Origin of the sequence: Curvibacter cyanobacteriorum, from assembly GCF_028649475.1 — a bacterium.
Taxonomy (GTDB): domain Bacteria; phylum Pseudomonadota; class Gammaproteobacteria; order Burkholderiales; family Burkholderiaceae_C; genus Curvibacter; species Curvibacter cyanobacteriorum.
Genome location: NZ_JAQSIP010000004.1, coordinates 350922 through 367265, shown reverse-complemented (window position 1 = coordinate 367265; position 16344 = coordinate 350922). Strand labels below are relative to the sequence as shown.

The following is a 16344-nucleotide window of genomic DNA, read 5'->3' as shown; positions in this document are numbered from 1 at the left end:
TGCTGCCATGACGATGTCCGCCCACCTGCCCCCACAGCCGCCCGAGTCGCGCGCCCTGCAAGCCGCCACCGAGGGGGCCATGGCCTGCGCGCTTGACCGCTCGCTGGAGGTGGCGGCGGGCTTTGGTGTGTGGGCCTACGACCGGCGCCTGCGGCAACTGAGCCTCAGCCCCATGGCCGCGCAGTACCTGGACACCCCCGCAGGCCCGCCCCAGGCGCTCGACGAGCGCCTGGTGCATGTGGTGGCGGACGACCTGCTGCGCCTGTTGCCGCGCCTCAACGACCCCCAGCCCCTGCCCTTCCAGCTGGAGCTGCGCGTCATCAGCGAAACCCAGGGCATGCGCTGGCTGCGTTGGGCCAGCCTGCCGATGGCGCCCGACCAGCCGGGCCACCTGCGCGGCGTGGTGCAGGACATCACCGAACTCAAACACGCCCAGGTGCGCGAGCGGCTGGGCTTCGAGTTGACCGAGTTTCTGATCGGCTCGCACTCGCTGGGCAGCGCCATCCTCAACGTGATCCAGCTGGTGTGCCGCAGCCTGGGCTGGGAATGGGGCGCCTACTGGGCCCTCGAGCCGGGCCGGGAAGGCGAACCCCAGCTGGCCTGCCACCAGTTCTGGCACCACCCCGACCACGACATGAAAGCCTTCAGCAGCGCCAGCCAGGCCCTGAAGATGCGCCCCGGCCAGGGCCTGGTGGGCCAGGTGTGGCAAACCGGCCAAGGCCGCTGGATCGACGACATGGCCGACGACCACCAGTTCCTGCGCCGCGCCAGCGCGCGCCAGAACCGCCTGTGGTCGGGCTATGTGTTCCCGGTGACCTATGTGACCGGCGACGGCTCGGAGCACCGGCCCGGCGTGCTGGAGTTCTACAGCAGCCTGTCGCGCCAACCCGACGCGCTGCTGCCCAAGCTGTCCGCCACCATCGGCGCGTTGCTGGCCCAGACCGCCCAGAAGCTGGAGCAGCAAGCCACCGTGCTGCTGTTGTCCCAGGTCGATGGCCTGACCGGGCTGGCCAACCGGCGCCATTTTTACGAGGTGCTGGGGGCCAGTTGCCGCCACGCCGAGGCCCAGGGCCAGGGTTTTGCGCTGATGTTCATCGACCTCGACCGCTTCAAGCCCATCAACGACGCTTTTGGCCACGATGCGGGCAACACCGTGCTGCGCGAGTTCGGCCAGCGCCTGCAAGGCCTGGCGCCGGTGGGTGCGGTGGCCGGCCGCTTGGGCGGTGACGAGTTCGCGCTGCTGCTGCCCGCCGCGCCGAGCCAAAGCTATGCCGAAGTCGCCGAGCAGGTGCGCCAGGCGGCACGCCTGCCCATGCTGCACGAGGGGGTGGAGCTGAGCCTGACCGCCAGCGTGGGCATCAGCCTGTTCCCGGAAAACGGCAGCACGCCACCCGAGTTGCTGCGCAGCGCCGACGCGGCCATGTACCGCATCAAACAAAACGGGCGTGACGGTTGCGACTTCTTCTCTGAAGCCAACCCCCACGCGCTGGCCGAGCAGCAAACCCACCTCATGCAGCGCCTGCAAATGGCCCAGGACCTGCACCAGGCGCTGCGCCGGCAGGAGCTGTTTCTGGTCTACCAACCGATCTTCGACCAGGGCTCGGGTCAGGCGCACGCGATCGAAGCGCTGATCCGCTGGCGCCGTCCGGACGGGCAGTTGGTGCCGCCCGACGTGTTCATTGCGCTGGCCGAGGAGACCCACTTGATCGTGCAGATTGGCCAGTGGGTGGTGGCCCAGGCCTGCCGGGACCTGGCCAGCCTGTGTGCAGCAGGCCTGCCGCAGCTCAAAGTGCACGTCAACATGGCGGCCCCGGAGTTCACCCGGGAGGCCCTGCCCGACGAGCTGACCGCCCTGGTCCAGACCCATGGCCTGCGCCCGGATCAGCTCTCACTGGAGTTGACGGAAAGCCTGCTCATGAAGCAACCCGAGCAGGTGATGGCGGTCATGGCGCGGCTGCGCCAGCGGGGGTTTGACATCAGCCTGGACGACTTCGGCAAGGGCCACTCTGCGCTGTCCCTGCTCAAGGACCTGCCCATCTCCACACTGAAGATCGACCGCGCCTTTGTCCGTGAACTGGGTCAGCGCGACAGCGAGCGCGCCATCCTGGCCACCATCATGGACCTGGGTCGCCACCTGGGCCTGCAGGTGATCACCGAGGGGGTCGAAACCACCACCCAACTCGACGTGGTGCAGGCCTGCGGCGGCCGCCTGATCCAGGGCTACCTGCTGAGCCGCCCGCTGCCGCTGGATGCGCTGCGGGCACGCCTGCTGCCCACAGCGGCCGCGCCCGGCTGAGGCCGGCTCAGGGCTCGACCGCCAGGCCCACGATGGGTGCCCCGTCGGCCACGGTGCCAATCCGTCGCGCCTTGCCGCTCGACAAATCGATCTCGTACAGGCGGGTGCGTGCGTCGGCCGGGGTGCTGAGCGCCGCAAAAGCCGCCCCACTGACGTCCGCGATGTCGAACGCCGCGTCGCGCAACGGCCCCAGGCCCAGCGACCCCACCGTGTACAACAGCCCGGTGTTGGGTGACACCACCGGCTGGCGCCCCTCCACCGAGCCCTGGGTCACCAGGGTGCCCTGGCGGCGGTCCAGCGCGTAGTTGGTGGTCAGCTTGTCGTCCTTCTTGTTGTAGGTGTAGGCAGCGCCCACCAGTTCAGGCGCCTGGCCCGCCTGGGCGTCGCCGGGCGCAAACCGCAAGGCCGGATCGACCGCCCCCACCGCCCCGGTGTCGGGCACCAGGCGCAGGTTCTGCCCCGTGTTGCTGACCACCCGCAAGCGGTCTGCGGCCGGGTTGAAATCGACGCCAAACGCGCTTCCCTCCAGGGCCGGGCTGATCGGCGCCGCGCCGAAGGGCTTCAACTGCCCCGACGCCACGTCCAGGGTGTAGAGGCGACCGGAGCGCGACAGCGTGAACAGCACGCCGCGGGCCACGCGGTAATCGAGGCCCACCAGGCTGTCGCCCGCGGGCAGGCCCTTGACGGTTTGGCGCGCCAGCACCCGGCTTGGCTGCCCGGCGTTGAGGGTCAGCAATTGGAGGTCCTGGGTCAGGACATGCAAGGTCTCAGCCCGCTTGGGGCCTTCGGGCTCTGCGGGAGGACTGGCACACCCCCACAGGGCCGACACCGCTGCGGCCACCGCCGCCAGGGACAAGCCCCTCTTTGCCAGATCAATCATGAATGCTCCTCACAACAGCCAATGAACACAAGGTGTCATTTTGGCGGCAGCGCTGGGGCGGCATCAAGCCGCGTCCAGGCGCTCGGAAGGGGTTGTGGCGCCGCAGCCTCACACGGCGGCGGCGGGGCCGAGGCCTGGCCCGGCCGTGCCGATCGACCCTTGCAGGGAGCGGAACAGGCACCCTGGCCCCCTGCAGGACGGGGGCGATCGTGGGCGGCCCCGGTCGGACGCCGAGCCTTTGACACCGCAGCTCCAAAGCGCACAAGCCGTGAAGTCAGGTCGGTCGCGCCACCGCCACCATCAGCCCAGTGCCCCTGCCTCGCAGCACGCAAGCAGCGCTTGTCGCATGCACGACAGGGTCAGCCAGGCCGTCTTCAAGTTGTCACGCGACTTCGAAAAACTCGCCGGCTTTTCACAACTCCAGCCTGACGGCATGCCATGAGCCTGAAACCAACCTGGGCATTGCGCCCCCTGATCCTTGCCCTGTCGACCACCACCTTGCTGCTGGCCTGCGGGGGCGGTGGTTCCGAACTGAACCTGCCTCTGCCTGCAGAACCGACCGGGATCGGCGCCGCCGATTCGGCGCCAGTGCCCTCGGTCACCGCCTACGCCGACACGGGCAGCACCAACAGCCGCAGCAACCCTTGCAATGTGACCTTGGCCACCAACGCCGGCGTGCGCGTGCTGCAAGGCTTTCTGGACCTCTGGACGCCCACCAGCTTGCTCGTGGATGCCGGGGTGACCTTGGCGGCAGCGAATGGCTGTCCAGCGGTCACGGCCTCGCCGTGGACCGGCATCCCGGGCGACAGCACCGACGGTGCGGTCAAGAACAGCACCGTGCACGCGGGCAACATCAACTACGTCAAAACCGTCACCCAGAACCGGACCACCGCACAGGCCCTGGCCGCGTACCTGGATGACCGTCGCCAAAAGGGTTACAGCGTCAGCGATGGCCTCGGGCCACTGACCAGCCTCTGGCGCCAAGGGGCTCAGCAAACGACGACCATCGTCAGCGTGGATCCGATGCAGCCCTTGAGCGCGCCCGTGAACGACAACGGCAACAACTTGGGCGTGGGTTCGAGCACCAATGCAGACCTGGGGCTGGCGGTGGACTTCATCGGCGCCCTCGCGGATGGTTCGACCGAGCCGCCCAAACGCTTCTTCAAATACGCGCGGCCCTGGCGTTGGAGCAGCGATGTGAAAGTGGTGCCGGCCCTGGAATCCGCCAAGAGCAGCACCCCCGCCACCGATGGCGGCTTTCCCAGCGGGCACACCGCAGAGGCGTGGCGCGACACCCTGGCGATGGCCTACCTGGTGCCACAGCGGTACCAGGAACTGCTCACACGGGCCATGGAGATGGGTGAAAACCGTATCCTGTCAGGCATGCATTCGCCCCTGGATGTGATGGGTGGCCGTGTGCACGCCACCGCTGTCGTGGCCTACAACCTGTCCAGCGTGCCCTACTACAGCAGCGCCGTGAAGAGCGCCGCCTACAACCAGGCCCAGACCTATCTGCAGCGCAAAACAGGCAGTGCCGACTTCAACGCGCTCAACACCTACGCCCACACTCCCAAGACAAACGACAGCAGCAACGCGGACTACGACCGGTTTGCCAGCCACAGCAGCAACCGCGCCAGCTACCGGCAACGGCTGACCTATGGTTTCAGCCAGATCAACCCTGTCGGCCTGACCAGCACCGTCCCCAAGGGGGCAGAGGTCTTGCTGGAGACCCGCCTGCCCTACCTGACGGCGGACCAGCGCCGCGTGGTGCTGAAGAGCACCGCGCTGGATTCGGGCTACCCCCTGGGCAATGACCCCGAAGGTTGGGGCCGCCTCAACCTGTTTGCGGCCGCCGATGGCTACGGTCAATTCAATGGCGACGTGACCGTGACCATGAACGCCAGCCTCGGGGGCTTCAACGCCTTGGACAGTTGGCGCAATGACATCGCCGGCAAGGGCATGCTCAGCAAGCTGGGCAGCGGCACCCTGCGCCTGTCGGGCGCCAACAGCTACAGCGGCGGCACGGTGTTGAGCGCAGGCACGCTGGGCGCTGACTCGACGACCGCCCTCGGCACCGGTGACGTGTTTGTGAAGGGCGGCACGCTGGAATGCACCGCGGCGGGCTCACTGGCCATCGGTGGCGCCTACAGCCAAGCGGCAGGCACGCTGCAATTGCAGATGCAGTCAGCCTCCCAAGGGGGTTTGACCGTGAAGGGCAATGCGGTGATCAAGGGTGGCGACCTGAAGATCAGCTTCTCGGGTTACACCCCTGCCGTGGGCACCACACTGACCGTGCTGACGGCAGGGGTACGATCGGGGCAGTTCAACAGCATCACTGTGGCTGGCTTCAGCAAGGTCACGCCGCTGTACCAAGGCAACACCATTCAAGTGCGTCTGGACGGCGTTTGAGCCCCCTGGCCCTGCGAGGCCGCGGGGCGCGCCCCGGCCTCGTTCGAGGGCCCTCTGACCAGGCCGCGCCCCGCGGGGACCTCCGCGCGGCCTGGCGCCCCCTCGGGGGCCACCAGAAGACCCCAGTTAAGGCAGCAGCGCCCCTGGCCGCGCGGTCTGCAGCCAAGGCACCAAGCCGCGGATGGACGCACCGCCGGGCCCGCCGGACCGGGTCCTGAATGTTCCGTCGTGCCGGCCCATGCGTTGCTCATCCGCCACCTGGCGAGGCTGGATCTCAGACGGGTCACGACAGCGGGCAACCCAGTTGGCCATTCCCCCTTAACATGGCCAGCATCAGGCGCTGTCACGACAGCGAAACGCGGCTTTTTTGATTGCGGGGACATCATGGTTTTCTCAAGTCTGAAGATTGGTTCTCGCCTGGCGCTGGGCTTCGGCGTCATGGTCCTGCTCATGCTGGGGATCGCGTACACCGGGATCCACTCGATCAATGGCTCCAAGGAAGCCATCCGGTCCATCACCCAAGACCGGTACCCCAAAATCGTCCGAGCGACGGAACTGCAAGTGACCATCAACGAGCAGGCCCGCATCCTGCGCAACCTGATCATCTCGGCCCAAGACGCCGAGAAATCGAAGGCCTGGTTGCGCCAGATTGACGACAAGTCGAAACGCGGTGGCGACATCATTGATCGCCTGAAGGCGGAGGTTCGAGAGCCCAAGGCCATCGAGCTCTTGAATGACCTGATTGTCAAAAGAGAGGCCTACGCCAAGGCCAGAGCCGACCTGATGTCCTTCTTGACCATCGGCAAGGTGGAGGAGGCGGGCATCTACATCTTCGACGACTTCCAGAAGCCACAGGACGACTATTTCGCAGCAGTGGCAGCGTTCACGGCCTTCCAGGAAGATCTGATGAAAGCGGACGGCCAGCACGCCGATGGCGCTGCGGACCTGGCGATGACGTTGGCCCTGGCGATCTCGGTGGCCGGGGTCCTGGTGGCATTGGGCGCGGCCTATGTGGTGGCCAAGTCGATTGTGTTGCCACTGACCCGCGCCGTGAAGATTTCCGAGAGCGTGGCCTCTGGCGATCTGACGGCCGACATCCAGGCCCAAGGTCAGGACGAAACGGCGGTGCTGCTGCGTGCCCTGCAAAGCATGCAGGCCGGCCTGGCCCAGGTGGTGTCAAACGTCCGCGCCAATGCCGAGCGGGTTTCCACCGCCGCCGCGGAGATCGCCCAGGGCAACAACGACTTGTCCATGCGCACCGAGCAGCAGGCCAGCTCACTGGAGCAGACGGCCTCCAGCATGGAACAACTCAGTGCGGCGGTCAAACAGAATGCGGACGCGGCCAGTCAGGCCAATCAGTTGGCCCAAAGCGCGTCCGCCATCGCATCGCAGGGTGGCCAAGTGGTCTCGGATGTGGTGGAGACCATGCGCGGCATCAACGACGCCAGCCGAAAGATCAGCGAGATCATTGGTGTCATTGACGCGATTGCGTTCCAGACCAACATCCTGGCACTGAACGCGGCCGTCGAAGCCGCCAGGGCGGGGGAGCAGGGGCGGGGCTTTGCCGTGGTCGCCAGCGAAGTCCGATCGCTGGCCGGGCGCAGTGCCGAGGCGGCCAAGGAAATCAAATCCCTGATCACCGCCAACGTCGAACGAGTCGAACGGGGCACCGACCTGGTCGACAAGGCGGGCGGCACCATGGCCGATGTGGTCACCAGCATCCGACGGGTCAGCGACATCATTGGCGAGATCAATGCCGCCAGCGCCGAACAAGCTGCCGGCGTGAACGAGGTGGGGGTTGCGGTCGAGGACATGGACAAGGTGACCCAACAAAACGCGGCCCTGGTCGAAGAGATGGCGTCGGCCGCCGATGGACTCAAGTCACAAGCGCAGGACTTGGTGCAGGCCGTGGCCTCTTTCAAGCTCGATGATTCAACAAGGCCGCGGCCCCACCGCGCCCCGCCGCCGCCGTCCCAGCCGCATCAGCCGGTGCGCACGGTGGCCGCAGCGCCTGCCAGGGCACAGTTGCAGCGACCGCCTCAAAAAGCAGCAGCACCCGCCGCCTTGCCCAAGCCGGAGACCCGCAGCAAGAACACGGCCGCGGGTGGACCCGACGATCAATGGGAAGCCTTTTGACCGGCTGCGGTGATGACGACAAAGCGCCCCACCTCCACGCCCCTCCTGCTGAGCCTGGCGCCATTCGCCCCCCTCCGTGGCACCTTGTCAGGCTGATCCGCTGTTGAGTGCGCCGTCGGGACGGGGCCACCGCCACCGCCTGATGCGAGGTCTCGAATCAGCATTCGTTCAGGCGCTTGCCTCAGAACTCGCCGTGGAAACTCTCGGTATAGCCGTTCTGCCTGGCAGAACCAGGCAAGATCAGAGGGTGACGAACGCCATGAACGAGCCGCAGTGGCATTCTGGGTCTTAGCCCACGAGAACGGGCTGCGGGTATCCTCGAAACAGCGTTGCCCAGAAGGCGCGTGACCTACTGACCAGTGATGCCATAACCCAAAGCGCTCTGGAGGGCGTGCGTGTCGAGGTAGCCTCAGCCGTCGTTTGAGTTGGTCGTTCAGGCGTTCAAATCCACGCCAACGCCGGATTGCAAATGCCTGCAGACCGCCGAACTTGACATGCAACTCATCAACGTCGCATCACTCACGTCGCCAGCGCGGCCCCCCCCACTGATCGGCGAGCCCACTTCGGGCGACTTCCCGGTTCCAGCGAACTGTTCCTAACTCAAGCTGCACGTGCTCGGGTCCGTCGCGTTCCCATCAAATGGTGGATTTCGCTGATTTCGGACGGGCTCGACGGGTGGGGACTTGATCAATCTGCCCCTCCACTGAATCTGCAGCTTTCTGCATCGATCACGCGAAGGTCAGCCACTGGATCTCACCCTCCTTGCATGGAAGAGGCCGCGATGAGGCCGAGCGAGCTCGTTCTGAACGGGTGCGGCTGCAACGACCAGATCGCGCGAGAAGGGCGACTCTGCCGGCCTGAACTATCCGGTACACCGATCTCCACAAAGATTAAAAAAATCATGAATAATATACAATATACTTTTTGAAGGATGAACGTGAAAAACCTCCCTTCCTGGCTCCCCAGCCCAGACCAACGACATCTCATCGCCCTTTTGGAGCATCGCATCCAAACGATGCCGGCCACTGTTCTGCTGGCACATGGCGAAGAAAAATATACTGCTGAAGATCTGCTAGCCGCGGGCAGAGTGTTCAGCCAGGCGTTCCGTGCCAAGGGTTTGCGCACTGGCGATCGCGTGGCGCTGCAGTGCGCCAACCGCCCCGAGTTCGTCGCGGTCTTGGTGGGCTGCGCGTTGTCTGGCCTGGTGCTGGTACCCATCAACACAGCATCTCGCGGTTCACAACTCGCCTATTACCTCAAGAATTCCCGCGCCCGCGTGTTCATCTCCGAGTCGGCCCTGTTGAACCATATCGCCAGTGCGCAAATGGCCGAGGCCGCCAGCCTGGAAAACCTGGAAGCCATTTGGTCTCTGGACGGTGGCGAAGCGAACAGCCCGCTGCCGCAGTTGACGCCATTCCACGATGCGCCTCGCGCACCGGTGCAGCAGGCCCACCCGGGCCATGCCACGGATGCAGCGATAGTGATCTACACCTCCGGAACCTCGGGCCCCTCCAAGGGTGTGATTTGCTCCCACGCCCAGCTTTACTGGTGGGGACACCACTCCATCCTGAACATCGGCGTGAACGCACAGGATGTGCTGTACACCTGCTTGCCGCTGTTCCACATCAATGCACTGAACACCTTCTACCAAGCCTTGCTCGCGGGCGGACGGATGGTGATCGGGGCCAAGTTCTCGGTGTCCCGTTTCTTCAATGACTTGATCGCCGCGGAGGCCACCGTGACCTTCTTGCTGGGCGCCATGGTGCCCATGCTGCTGTCGCGCAACGCCGATGTGTCCGAGCGCGCCCACCGGGTTCGGGTGGCCTTGGCCCCCGGGGCATTGGCACTGCACTACGAACAATTTGTGGAACGCACTGGCATCCAAGTGCTCGATGGCTTCGGCTCGACCGAATCCAATTTCGTGATATGCACACCGCTGGACCAGCCGCGCCCAGGTTGGATGGGCAAAGTGGCTGGGGGCTTCCAAGCCCGAGTGGTCGACGAGTTCGATAACGAAGTGCCACACGGGACACCGGGCGAGTTGATCCTGCGCAACGACGAACCTTTCGCGTTCGCCTCAGGCTACTTCGAGATGCCTGAGAAGACCGGTGAAGCCTGGCGCAATCTGTGGTTCCACACCGGTGACCGCGTGCTGCGCGATGAGGATGGCTATTTCCGCTTCTTAGACCGAATGAAGGACAGCATCCGCCGACGGGGCGAAAACATCTCCTCCTATGAGGTTGAACAAGTGGTCAGCGCCCACCCAGCAGTGGCCGAGGTCGCCGCCTTTGCCGTGCCTTCGGAACTGGCAGAAGACGAGGTGATGTGCGCCGTGGTACTACGCGAAGGCGAGAGCGTCGAGCCAATGTCACTGATTCAGTGGTGTGAACCCCGACTGCCGTACTTCGCGATCCCGCGGTTCCTGCGGTTTCAAAAAGAGCTGCCCAAAACGGAAAACGGCAAGGTACAAAAGTACAAGCTGCGTGCAGAGGGACGCACGGCCGACACCTGGGACCTCGCCACCACGGGCCATGTGATCCAACGATGAACAAAGCCATCCTCCAAGGCGCCGTCGAGGTGCCATATGTACGGCGCTCACCTGATTCAACGACGGCCTGGCTCGGTCAAGCCTTTGAGGCCTTGCTGGCACAAGAGGGGCTCAGCGCAGACCGCATTGACGGCTTGGGTGTGGCCTCTTTCACACTCAAACCAGACCGCTGTGTCGACCTGTCGTGGCGACTGGGTCTGCAACTGTCATGGTTCATGGATGACGCAAATGGAGGCGTATCCGGCATCAACCTGCTGCAGCACGCCGTGGCAGCCATTGAGTGCGGGCTCGCCCGAAACATCGTCTTGTTGGCGGGGGACTCATTCCAGCCGGCTGATTTCCAAGATCTCGTCGCCAACTACAACCGCACGACTCAAACCTTGCTGCGGCCGCTGCGCATCGCCAATCCCAACTCGCTGTTTGCACTACTGACCCAGCGCCACATGGCACAGCATGGATTGGAGCGCAGCGACTACGGCCAGTTGGTGCGGGCACAACGCCGGCACGCGAGCCGCAACCCCCAGGCCCTGTACCGCGGTGACATGACGCTGGACGACTACCTGAGCGCACCGCTCGTAGCCGACCCACTGGGCATCTTCGACTGCGTGCCAGTCGTTTCGGGCGCCAATGCCCTGTTGATCCGCCATGTAGACGAGCTGCGTCCAGGGCAACCCGGTGTGAGAGTCAAGGCGATGCAGACCTGCCACAACGTGGACCAACAAGAAGGCGATGGCCTGAGCACGGGCCTGGCCCGAATCCAAGGCCGCCTGTTCGATCAGGCGGGGCTGCGTCCGCATGACATCGACCTGATTTCGGTTTACGACGACTACCCAGTCATGTCACTGGTGCAATTGCAAGACCTGGGCTTCGTCACCGGCAGCATGCAGCACTTTCTGCGCGAGACCGTGGCAGAGGACCGCCTGGCCATCAACACCTCGGGTGGGCAGCTATCAGCTGGTCAAGCCGGCACCGCAGGGGGAATGCATGGACTGGTGGAAGTAGTGCGCCAACTGACTGGGCGCTGCGGAACGCGCTCGCAGCCCAATGCCCGAACCGCCATCGTGTCGGGCTACGGCATGGTGGAGTACCGCTACGGCATGTGCGCGAATGCCGTCATCTTGGAGACCACACCATGACGCTGTTGATGTCTGTCTGCGCGGACTGCGGCGCAACGTACTTTCCGGCACGGCTGCGCTGCCACCGTTGCGGTAGCTACCGCTTCCTGGATCAGCCCGTCGATTCCGCTCGCGTGAGTGGGGTCGTGCCCGTGCACCGCGCGCCCGAGGACTGCCCTTGGCACTGCTTGGTCGAACTTCAAACCGAGGCCGGTGTGACAGTCATGGCAGTAGCGCAAGAGCCGCCCACATTGCACTCGCTGGTCCCACTTATCCAACAGGCCGATGGAGCCGTTGTCATTCCCCCCCGTTGAAAAGAGAGCGTTCGCTATGAATCAATTGACTGCCATTCACCCTCAAGGTTTGGGCGCCTACGTGGCGCGTCCCGCGACGGGCACTGGCCCTTTGCTGCTGGTGCTGCAAGAAATCTTTGGGGTCAACCAAAACATCCGCGACCTGTGCGATGAGTTCGCAGCCGAAGGCTACCTGGCCATAGCCCCCGACCTGTTCTGGCGCCAGCAAGTGGGCTTCGACATCGACCCCTCGCAAGCTGACGCCATGAGCCAAGCCCTGGCGATGCTGGACAAGTTTGATGACCAACAAGCGATGGAAGACCTTCAGCACTGCATCGCATACGCACGCAGTCACTGGCAGTGCAGTGGTCCGGTCGCCGCCATCGGCTACTGCCTGGGCGGTCGTCTGGCTTTCCGTGCACTGTACGACACCGAGGTGAACTCATCGGTGTCGTACTACGGCGTTGGCCTGGAAACCTTGGTGTCTCAAGCGCCGCCCGCAGACAAAGCTGCGCTGGTGCACGTGGCTCAACTCGACAGTTACTGCCCCCCTACGGCTCAGGCCACGCTGCTGGCGGCCGCCCACAAGGACCTGAAAGTGCATGTCTACCCGGGTTGCGATCACGCCTTTGCACGCGCAGGCTCGGTGCACTTCAATGCCGACAACGCCCGCCTCGCCTACGACCGCACCATGAACTTCCTGGTACCACGCGTGGGCCCGGCTTACGACCTGGAAGCGCTTTGGGAAAAACACGTGGACTACGAGTTCACGACCCGCGACGCTGACCTGACGATGGGCACCATGGTGGCCCAGCCCTACGTTAACCACATTCCGACGATGACGGGCGGAGTCGGCTACACCGACCTGCGCCGCTTCTACAAGGACTACTTCATTGGCGCCAACCCAGATGACACGATGCAGGTGTCGGTGTCGCGAACCCAAGGCTCGCGCCAGATTGTGGATGAGCTCATCTTCAGCTTCACACACGATCGCCAGATGGATTGGCTGCTGCCAGGTGTGGCCCCCACAGGTCGCAAGGTTCGCTTTGGCCTGGTTGGCATCGTGCGCTTTAAGGGCGACAAGTTATGCCACGAGCATATTTACTGGGACCAGGCCAGCGTTCTGGTGCAGGTAGGTCTGCTGAACCCGCAAGGCCTGCCGGTGGTGGGCGTCGAAGGAGCTGACAAGATCACCGACAACAGCATTCCCAGCAACCACCTGATTACCAGTTGGTGAGTCACGTGCAGGATCGCTACTTTTATGCACCGCGAGAGGGGCATGGCTTGAAGCACAACCCCATCGCATCCATCGTTGGACCACGGCCTATCGGCTGGATCTCGACGGTGTGCGAAGACGGCTCACTGAACCTAGCGCCCTACAGCTTCTTCGGTATCTTCAACTACGCGCCACCCATCGTGGCCTTTGCCAGCGCAGGGATGAAGGACACCCTGCGTAACGCAATACGGCAGGGGGAGTTCGTCGTCAATGTGGTGACGCAGCCCCTGGCGCAAGCCATGAACCTGAGCAGCAGCAGCATCGTCGGCAGCGAGTTCGAACTGACCCAACTCGAAAGCGCTCCCTCGACTCGAATCGCTACGCCGCGCGTGGCAGCCTCGCCGGTTTCGCTGGAATGTCAGGTGCTGGAAGACTTTCCATTGCGCGACCGCCAACACGATCCGGTGGGCAGCCACTTCTTGCTGGCCGAAGTAATCGGGGTGAGCATTGAGCGCACGCTGATTGTGGATGGTGTATTCAACTGGGGGCAGACCCGCACCGTGGTGCGCGCAGGTGGTGCAGCCGACTACCACTGGATCGGCGCTGACAACCTGCTGCGCATGCGGCGCCCAGACTGATCGGATGACACGACCCCGCCAGGGGTCGACATCGAAGCGAGATTCACCCCTGCAGGCGCCCTAGGACGCCTAGCTTTTCAGCATGATCCAGCACACTCAGCCAACCAGCATGGCCGACTGGAAACCGCGGGGGTCACGCAACCAAGCCTCATAAGCTTGCTGGGCATCGCCCGGGTAGAGATCTTCACAGGGGCCCGACAAAAATTGGACTATCTCATCAGCGAGCGCACTTGGCGACATCTTCTCACCAGCCTGGTCAGTGCTCATGCGGGTGTCCACCGCCATGGGGTAGATGCCGCAAACCTTGACGCCCTGAGGCTTGAACTCGGCTCGAAGCGCCAGATTCGCGGCTTGGGCCGCCGCCTTGCTAGCGCAATAGGTCGCCAGTGAGGGCAGCGAGACATGCGCCAGAAAACTCAACACACTGGCCATCACACCCCCACCCCGGGCCGCGAGCAGGGGACCGAAGGCCAAACCGACGTTGAGCAGGCCAAAATAGTTGACCTCCATCTCGCGGCGGGCATTGAGACGGGCATCAGGGGCTAGCACCGATGCGTTGCTGTTAACGCCGGCGCAGTTCAGCACGAACGAAATGTCGCGCTCACGCACCTGTGCCACCAGCGCCTGCACACTGCTCAGATCGGTCATGTCCACCACCAGATTGAGCAAGGGCGTGCCCGGCAATGTCAACGGGGATGGTGCATGGGAGGCTGTGACGAGAGAGGCCACACCGGCCAGAGCCAATCGGTTTGCCAACGCGCCACCGATTCCACCGGAGCCGCCCAACAGCAGCACATTGGCACCCTTCAGCGAATGGGTCATGCCACCCTCCACCGGTACAGGCAGACCCGCAGGCCACCCTCGATGTCAACAACGCCAGACAGACTATTCATGCTAAATACTCCTGATTAGAAGGGAGGAAAAGGTACACCACCACAGAAAAGTATACTGTATTTTGTATTTCAAAAATGAGGGTAGATCATGGTTTCTGGCACAATGACTGCCCTCGACAACGGCACTGATTCATGTCTACTGCACCCCTGAAGACCCCCTTTCTGATTGCGGGAGAGCTACCCAAGCAGAGCATCCGAGATCAGGTCTACGCCTTGCTGCGTGATCGACTGCACAAGGGGGACATCTCGACCCAAGATCGCTTGGTTGATCACGAACTGGCGGCCCAACTCAATGTCTCCCGCATGCCGGTGCGCGAAGCGCTACTGCAGCTCAAAAACGAGGGCTACCTGGAGGGCACGTCGAGGGGCTTCATCCTGCCGCAGTTCACCCCCGAGGACATTGCCGATATGTTTGAAGTGCGCCTGCTGCTCGAACCTGCCGCAGCGGCCATCGCCTGCCAGAACTCCAAGGTCGACGGCTTGGGCAAGATGACGGTGGCGGTGGAGAATGCCGAGAAAGCCCACCTCAAGGCCGATGTACTGGGGTACATGAGCGCCAACTGGGCGTTTTGGGTCGCTTGGATGGACATGGTGCCCAACCGCCGCCTGGCTCAAGTGATTTATCGCCTGCGCGACCATGCCCAGGTGGTGCGACTGGCCACGTTGCAAGACACCGAGTTCCGTGAACTCTCCCTGCACCACACGAAGGAAATACTGGCCGCCTTCGTCAAACGCGATACCGAAGCCGTGAAGGACCGCGTCGCCCATAACCTGCGCATGTCGGCAGCGTCGTATTACGCCAAACAAGAAGCCCTGATGGGCGCTGAAGCCGCCTGAGCGATAAGCACTCGTGCCTGTTCGACACGTACGCGACTGACGGCAGGCCGTCAAGGAGGCGGCCTGTCAAAGGTCGATGCGCAAGCAGTCATCCAGCGAACGCGAACAACAGGGGGTGAATGACGTGACGCGAGTCTCCTCATCCAGGCATTGGTCGCGGTGGTCAGGGCGCCCCTCCAAGACATCGGTGATACAAGTGCCACAGATGCCCTGCTCACAAGAAAACGGCAAATCCACGCCCGCCTCCAGCATGACTGCCATGGCAGTCTGATCAGGGGGCACCTCCAGGGTCAAACCACTGCGCTCCAGCTTCAGGGTGAAGCGCCGCTCCCCCTGAACCACAGGAGCCGTGGCGGCAAATCGCTCTGAATGCAGCCGCGCCTCCACCCAACCCTGCTCGCGTGCAGCTGCCAGCGTGGCGTCAATGAAGCCTGCAGGACCACAAACATACAGGTGAGCCCCCTGCGGCGCTGCGCCAATGGCGCGAGCCAGGTCGAGACGTTGATCCACCGTCTCGCTATCAAAGTACAGCCGGCTTGAACTTGCCATGGGCCCCGTGGTCAGCGCTTCGCGGAAAGCACAGCGCTCCGGCGACCGGGTCACATAGTGCAGCGACCAACTGCGCCCTTGTGCTTGCAGTTGTCGCGCCATCGACAACACGGGGGTGATGCCAATGCCACCAGCAAATAACAAGGCATGTGGGGCCTCGAGATCGAGTGGAAACAGGTTGCTCGGCCCTTGGACCGAGACCAGGTCACCAACGGCGAGCCGCTCGTGCACCGCACGCGAACCGCCCCGCGACTGCGGATCCAGGTTGATCGCGAGCTGATACCGATGACGTTCTGCGGGGTCGTTGCACAAGGAATAGGCTCGCACCAGCCCCCCAGGCAGGTGCAGTAGCAAATGGGCACCAGCCGTGAATGGCGGCAGCTCACGATCATCGGGTGCAGTCAGCTCAAGTAGAACGATGCCCTCAGCAATCGATTGCTTGTCGGCAACCTGAAGCGACAGACAGGTGTTCATAACCCCAACTCCTTCAAATAAAAGGATACAGTATACTGTTTATACAATTTCCTCCGAGGA

Annotated in this window: 12 protein-coding genes; 9 read left to right on the top strand and 3 right to left on the bottom strand. The window is 63.7% G+C overall.

Annotated elements, in window-relative coordinates:
• Positions 1-7 precede the first annotated feature (7 nt).
• Entirely contained in the window at positions 8-2296 is a 2289-nt protein-coding gene (locus tag PSQ40_RS11220) for a sensor domain-containing protein (RefSeq protein WP_273951540.1), read from the top strand.
• Between the two features lie 7 nt (positions 2297-2303).
• On the opposite strand, the gene PSQ40_RS11215 is transcribed toward PSQ40_RS11220, so the two are convergent.
• Complete coding sequence (locus tag PSQ40_RS11215) at positions 2304-3176, bottom strand: DUF4394 domain-containing protein (protein ID WP_273951539.1); 873 nt, start codon at positions 3174-3176, stop codon at positions 2304-2306.
• A 438-nt stretch (positions 3177-3614) separates the two neighbouring features.
• Between PSQ40_RS11215 and PSQ40_RS11210 the strand changes: the two genes are divergently transcribed.
• From PSQ40_RS11210 to PSQ40_RS11185, 7 genes are all read left to right on the top strand, one after another.
• Positions 3615-5585, top strand: coding sequence for an acid phosphatase (locus tag PSQ40_RS11210; RefSeq protein WP_273951538.1), 1971 nt, complete (start codon positions 3615-3617; stop codon positions 5583-5585).
• A gap of 228 nt (positions 5586-5813) precedes the next feature.
• Positions 5814-7721, top strand: coding sequence for a methyl-accepting chemotaxis protein (locus PSQ40_RS11205; protein ID WP_273951537.1), 1908 nt, complete (start codon positions 5814-5816; stop codon positions 7719-7721).
• 931 nt (positions 7722-8652) lie between these two features.
• Positions 8653-10269, top strand: coding sequence for an ATP-dependent acyl-CoA ligase (locus tag PSQ40_RS11200; RefSeq protein WP_273951536.1), 1617 nt, complete (start codon positions 8653-8655; stop codon positions 10267-10269).
• Entirely contained in the window at positions 10266-11405 is a 1140-nt protein-coding gene (locus PSQ40_RS11195; protein WP_273951535.1) for a thiolase family protein, read from the top strand. Before PSQ40_RS11200 ends, PSQ40_RS11195 begins: the two co-directional genes overlap by 4 nt.
• Positions 11402-11698, top strand: coding sequence for a zinc ribbon domain-containing protein (locus PSQ40_RS21370; protein ID WP_409338582.1), 297 nt, complete (start codon positions 11402-11404; stop codon positions 11696-11698). Before PSQ40_RS11195 ends, PSQ40_RS21370 begins: the two co-directional genes overlap by 4 nt.
• A 16-nt stretch (positions 11699-11714) precedes the next feature.
• Positions 11715-12914 carry a dienelactone hydrolase family protein gene (locus PSQ40_RS11190; RefSeq protein ID WP_273951534.1) on the top strand — a complete coding sequence of 400 codons (1200 nt, stop codon included), beginning with the start codon at positions 11715-11717 and terminating at the stop codon, positions 12912-12914.
• Positions 12911-13531, top strand: coding sequence for a flavin reductase family protein (locus PSQ40_RS11185; RefSeq protein ID WP_337961827.1), 621 nt, complete (start codon positions 12911-12913; stop codon positions 13529-13531). Before PSQ40_RS11190 ends, PSQ40_RS11185 begins: the two co-directional genes overlap by 4 nt.
• 96 nt (positions 13532-13627) lie before the next feature.
• Here the strand turns inward: PSQ40_RS11185 and PSQ40_RS11180 are convergent, their stop codons facing one another.
• The gene (locus tag PSQ40_RS11180; protein WP_273951532.1) at positions 13628-14353 is read right to left on the bottom strand and encodes an SDR family NAD(P)-dependent oxidoreductase; all 726 of its coding nucleotides are present in this window, start codon (positions 14351-14353) and stop codon (positions 13628-13630) included.
• A 203-nt stretch (positions 14354-14556) separates the two neighbouring features.
• On the opposite strand from PSQ40_RS11180, the gene PSQ40_RS11175 reads away from it, so the two are divergent.
• Positions 14557-15261 (top strand): GntR family transcriptional regulator, encoded by a 705-nt coding sequence (locus PSQ40_RS11175; RefSeq protein ID WP_273951531.1) that lies wholly within the window; start codon positions 14557-14559, stop codon positions 15259-15261.
• 66 nt (positions 15262-15327) lie between these two features.
• Here PSQ40_RS11175 and PSQ40_RS11170 read toward each other — a convergent pair whose 3' ends face one another.
• Positions 15328-16284 (bottom strand): PDR/VanB family oxidoreductase, encoded by a 957-nt coding sequence (locus PSQ40_RS11170; protein WP_273951530.1) that lies wholly within the window; start codon positions 16282-16284, stop codon positions 15328-15330.
• Positions 16285-16344 lie beyond the last annotated feature (60 nt).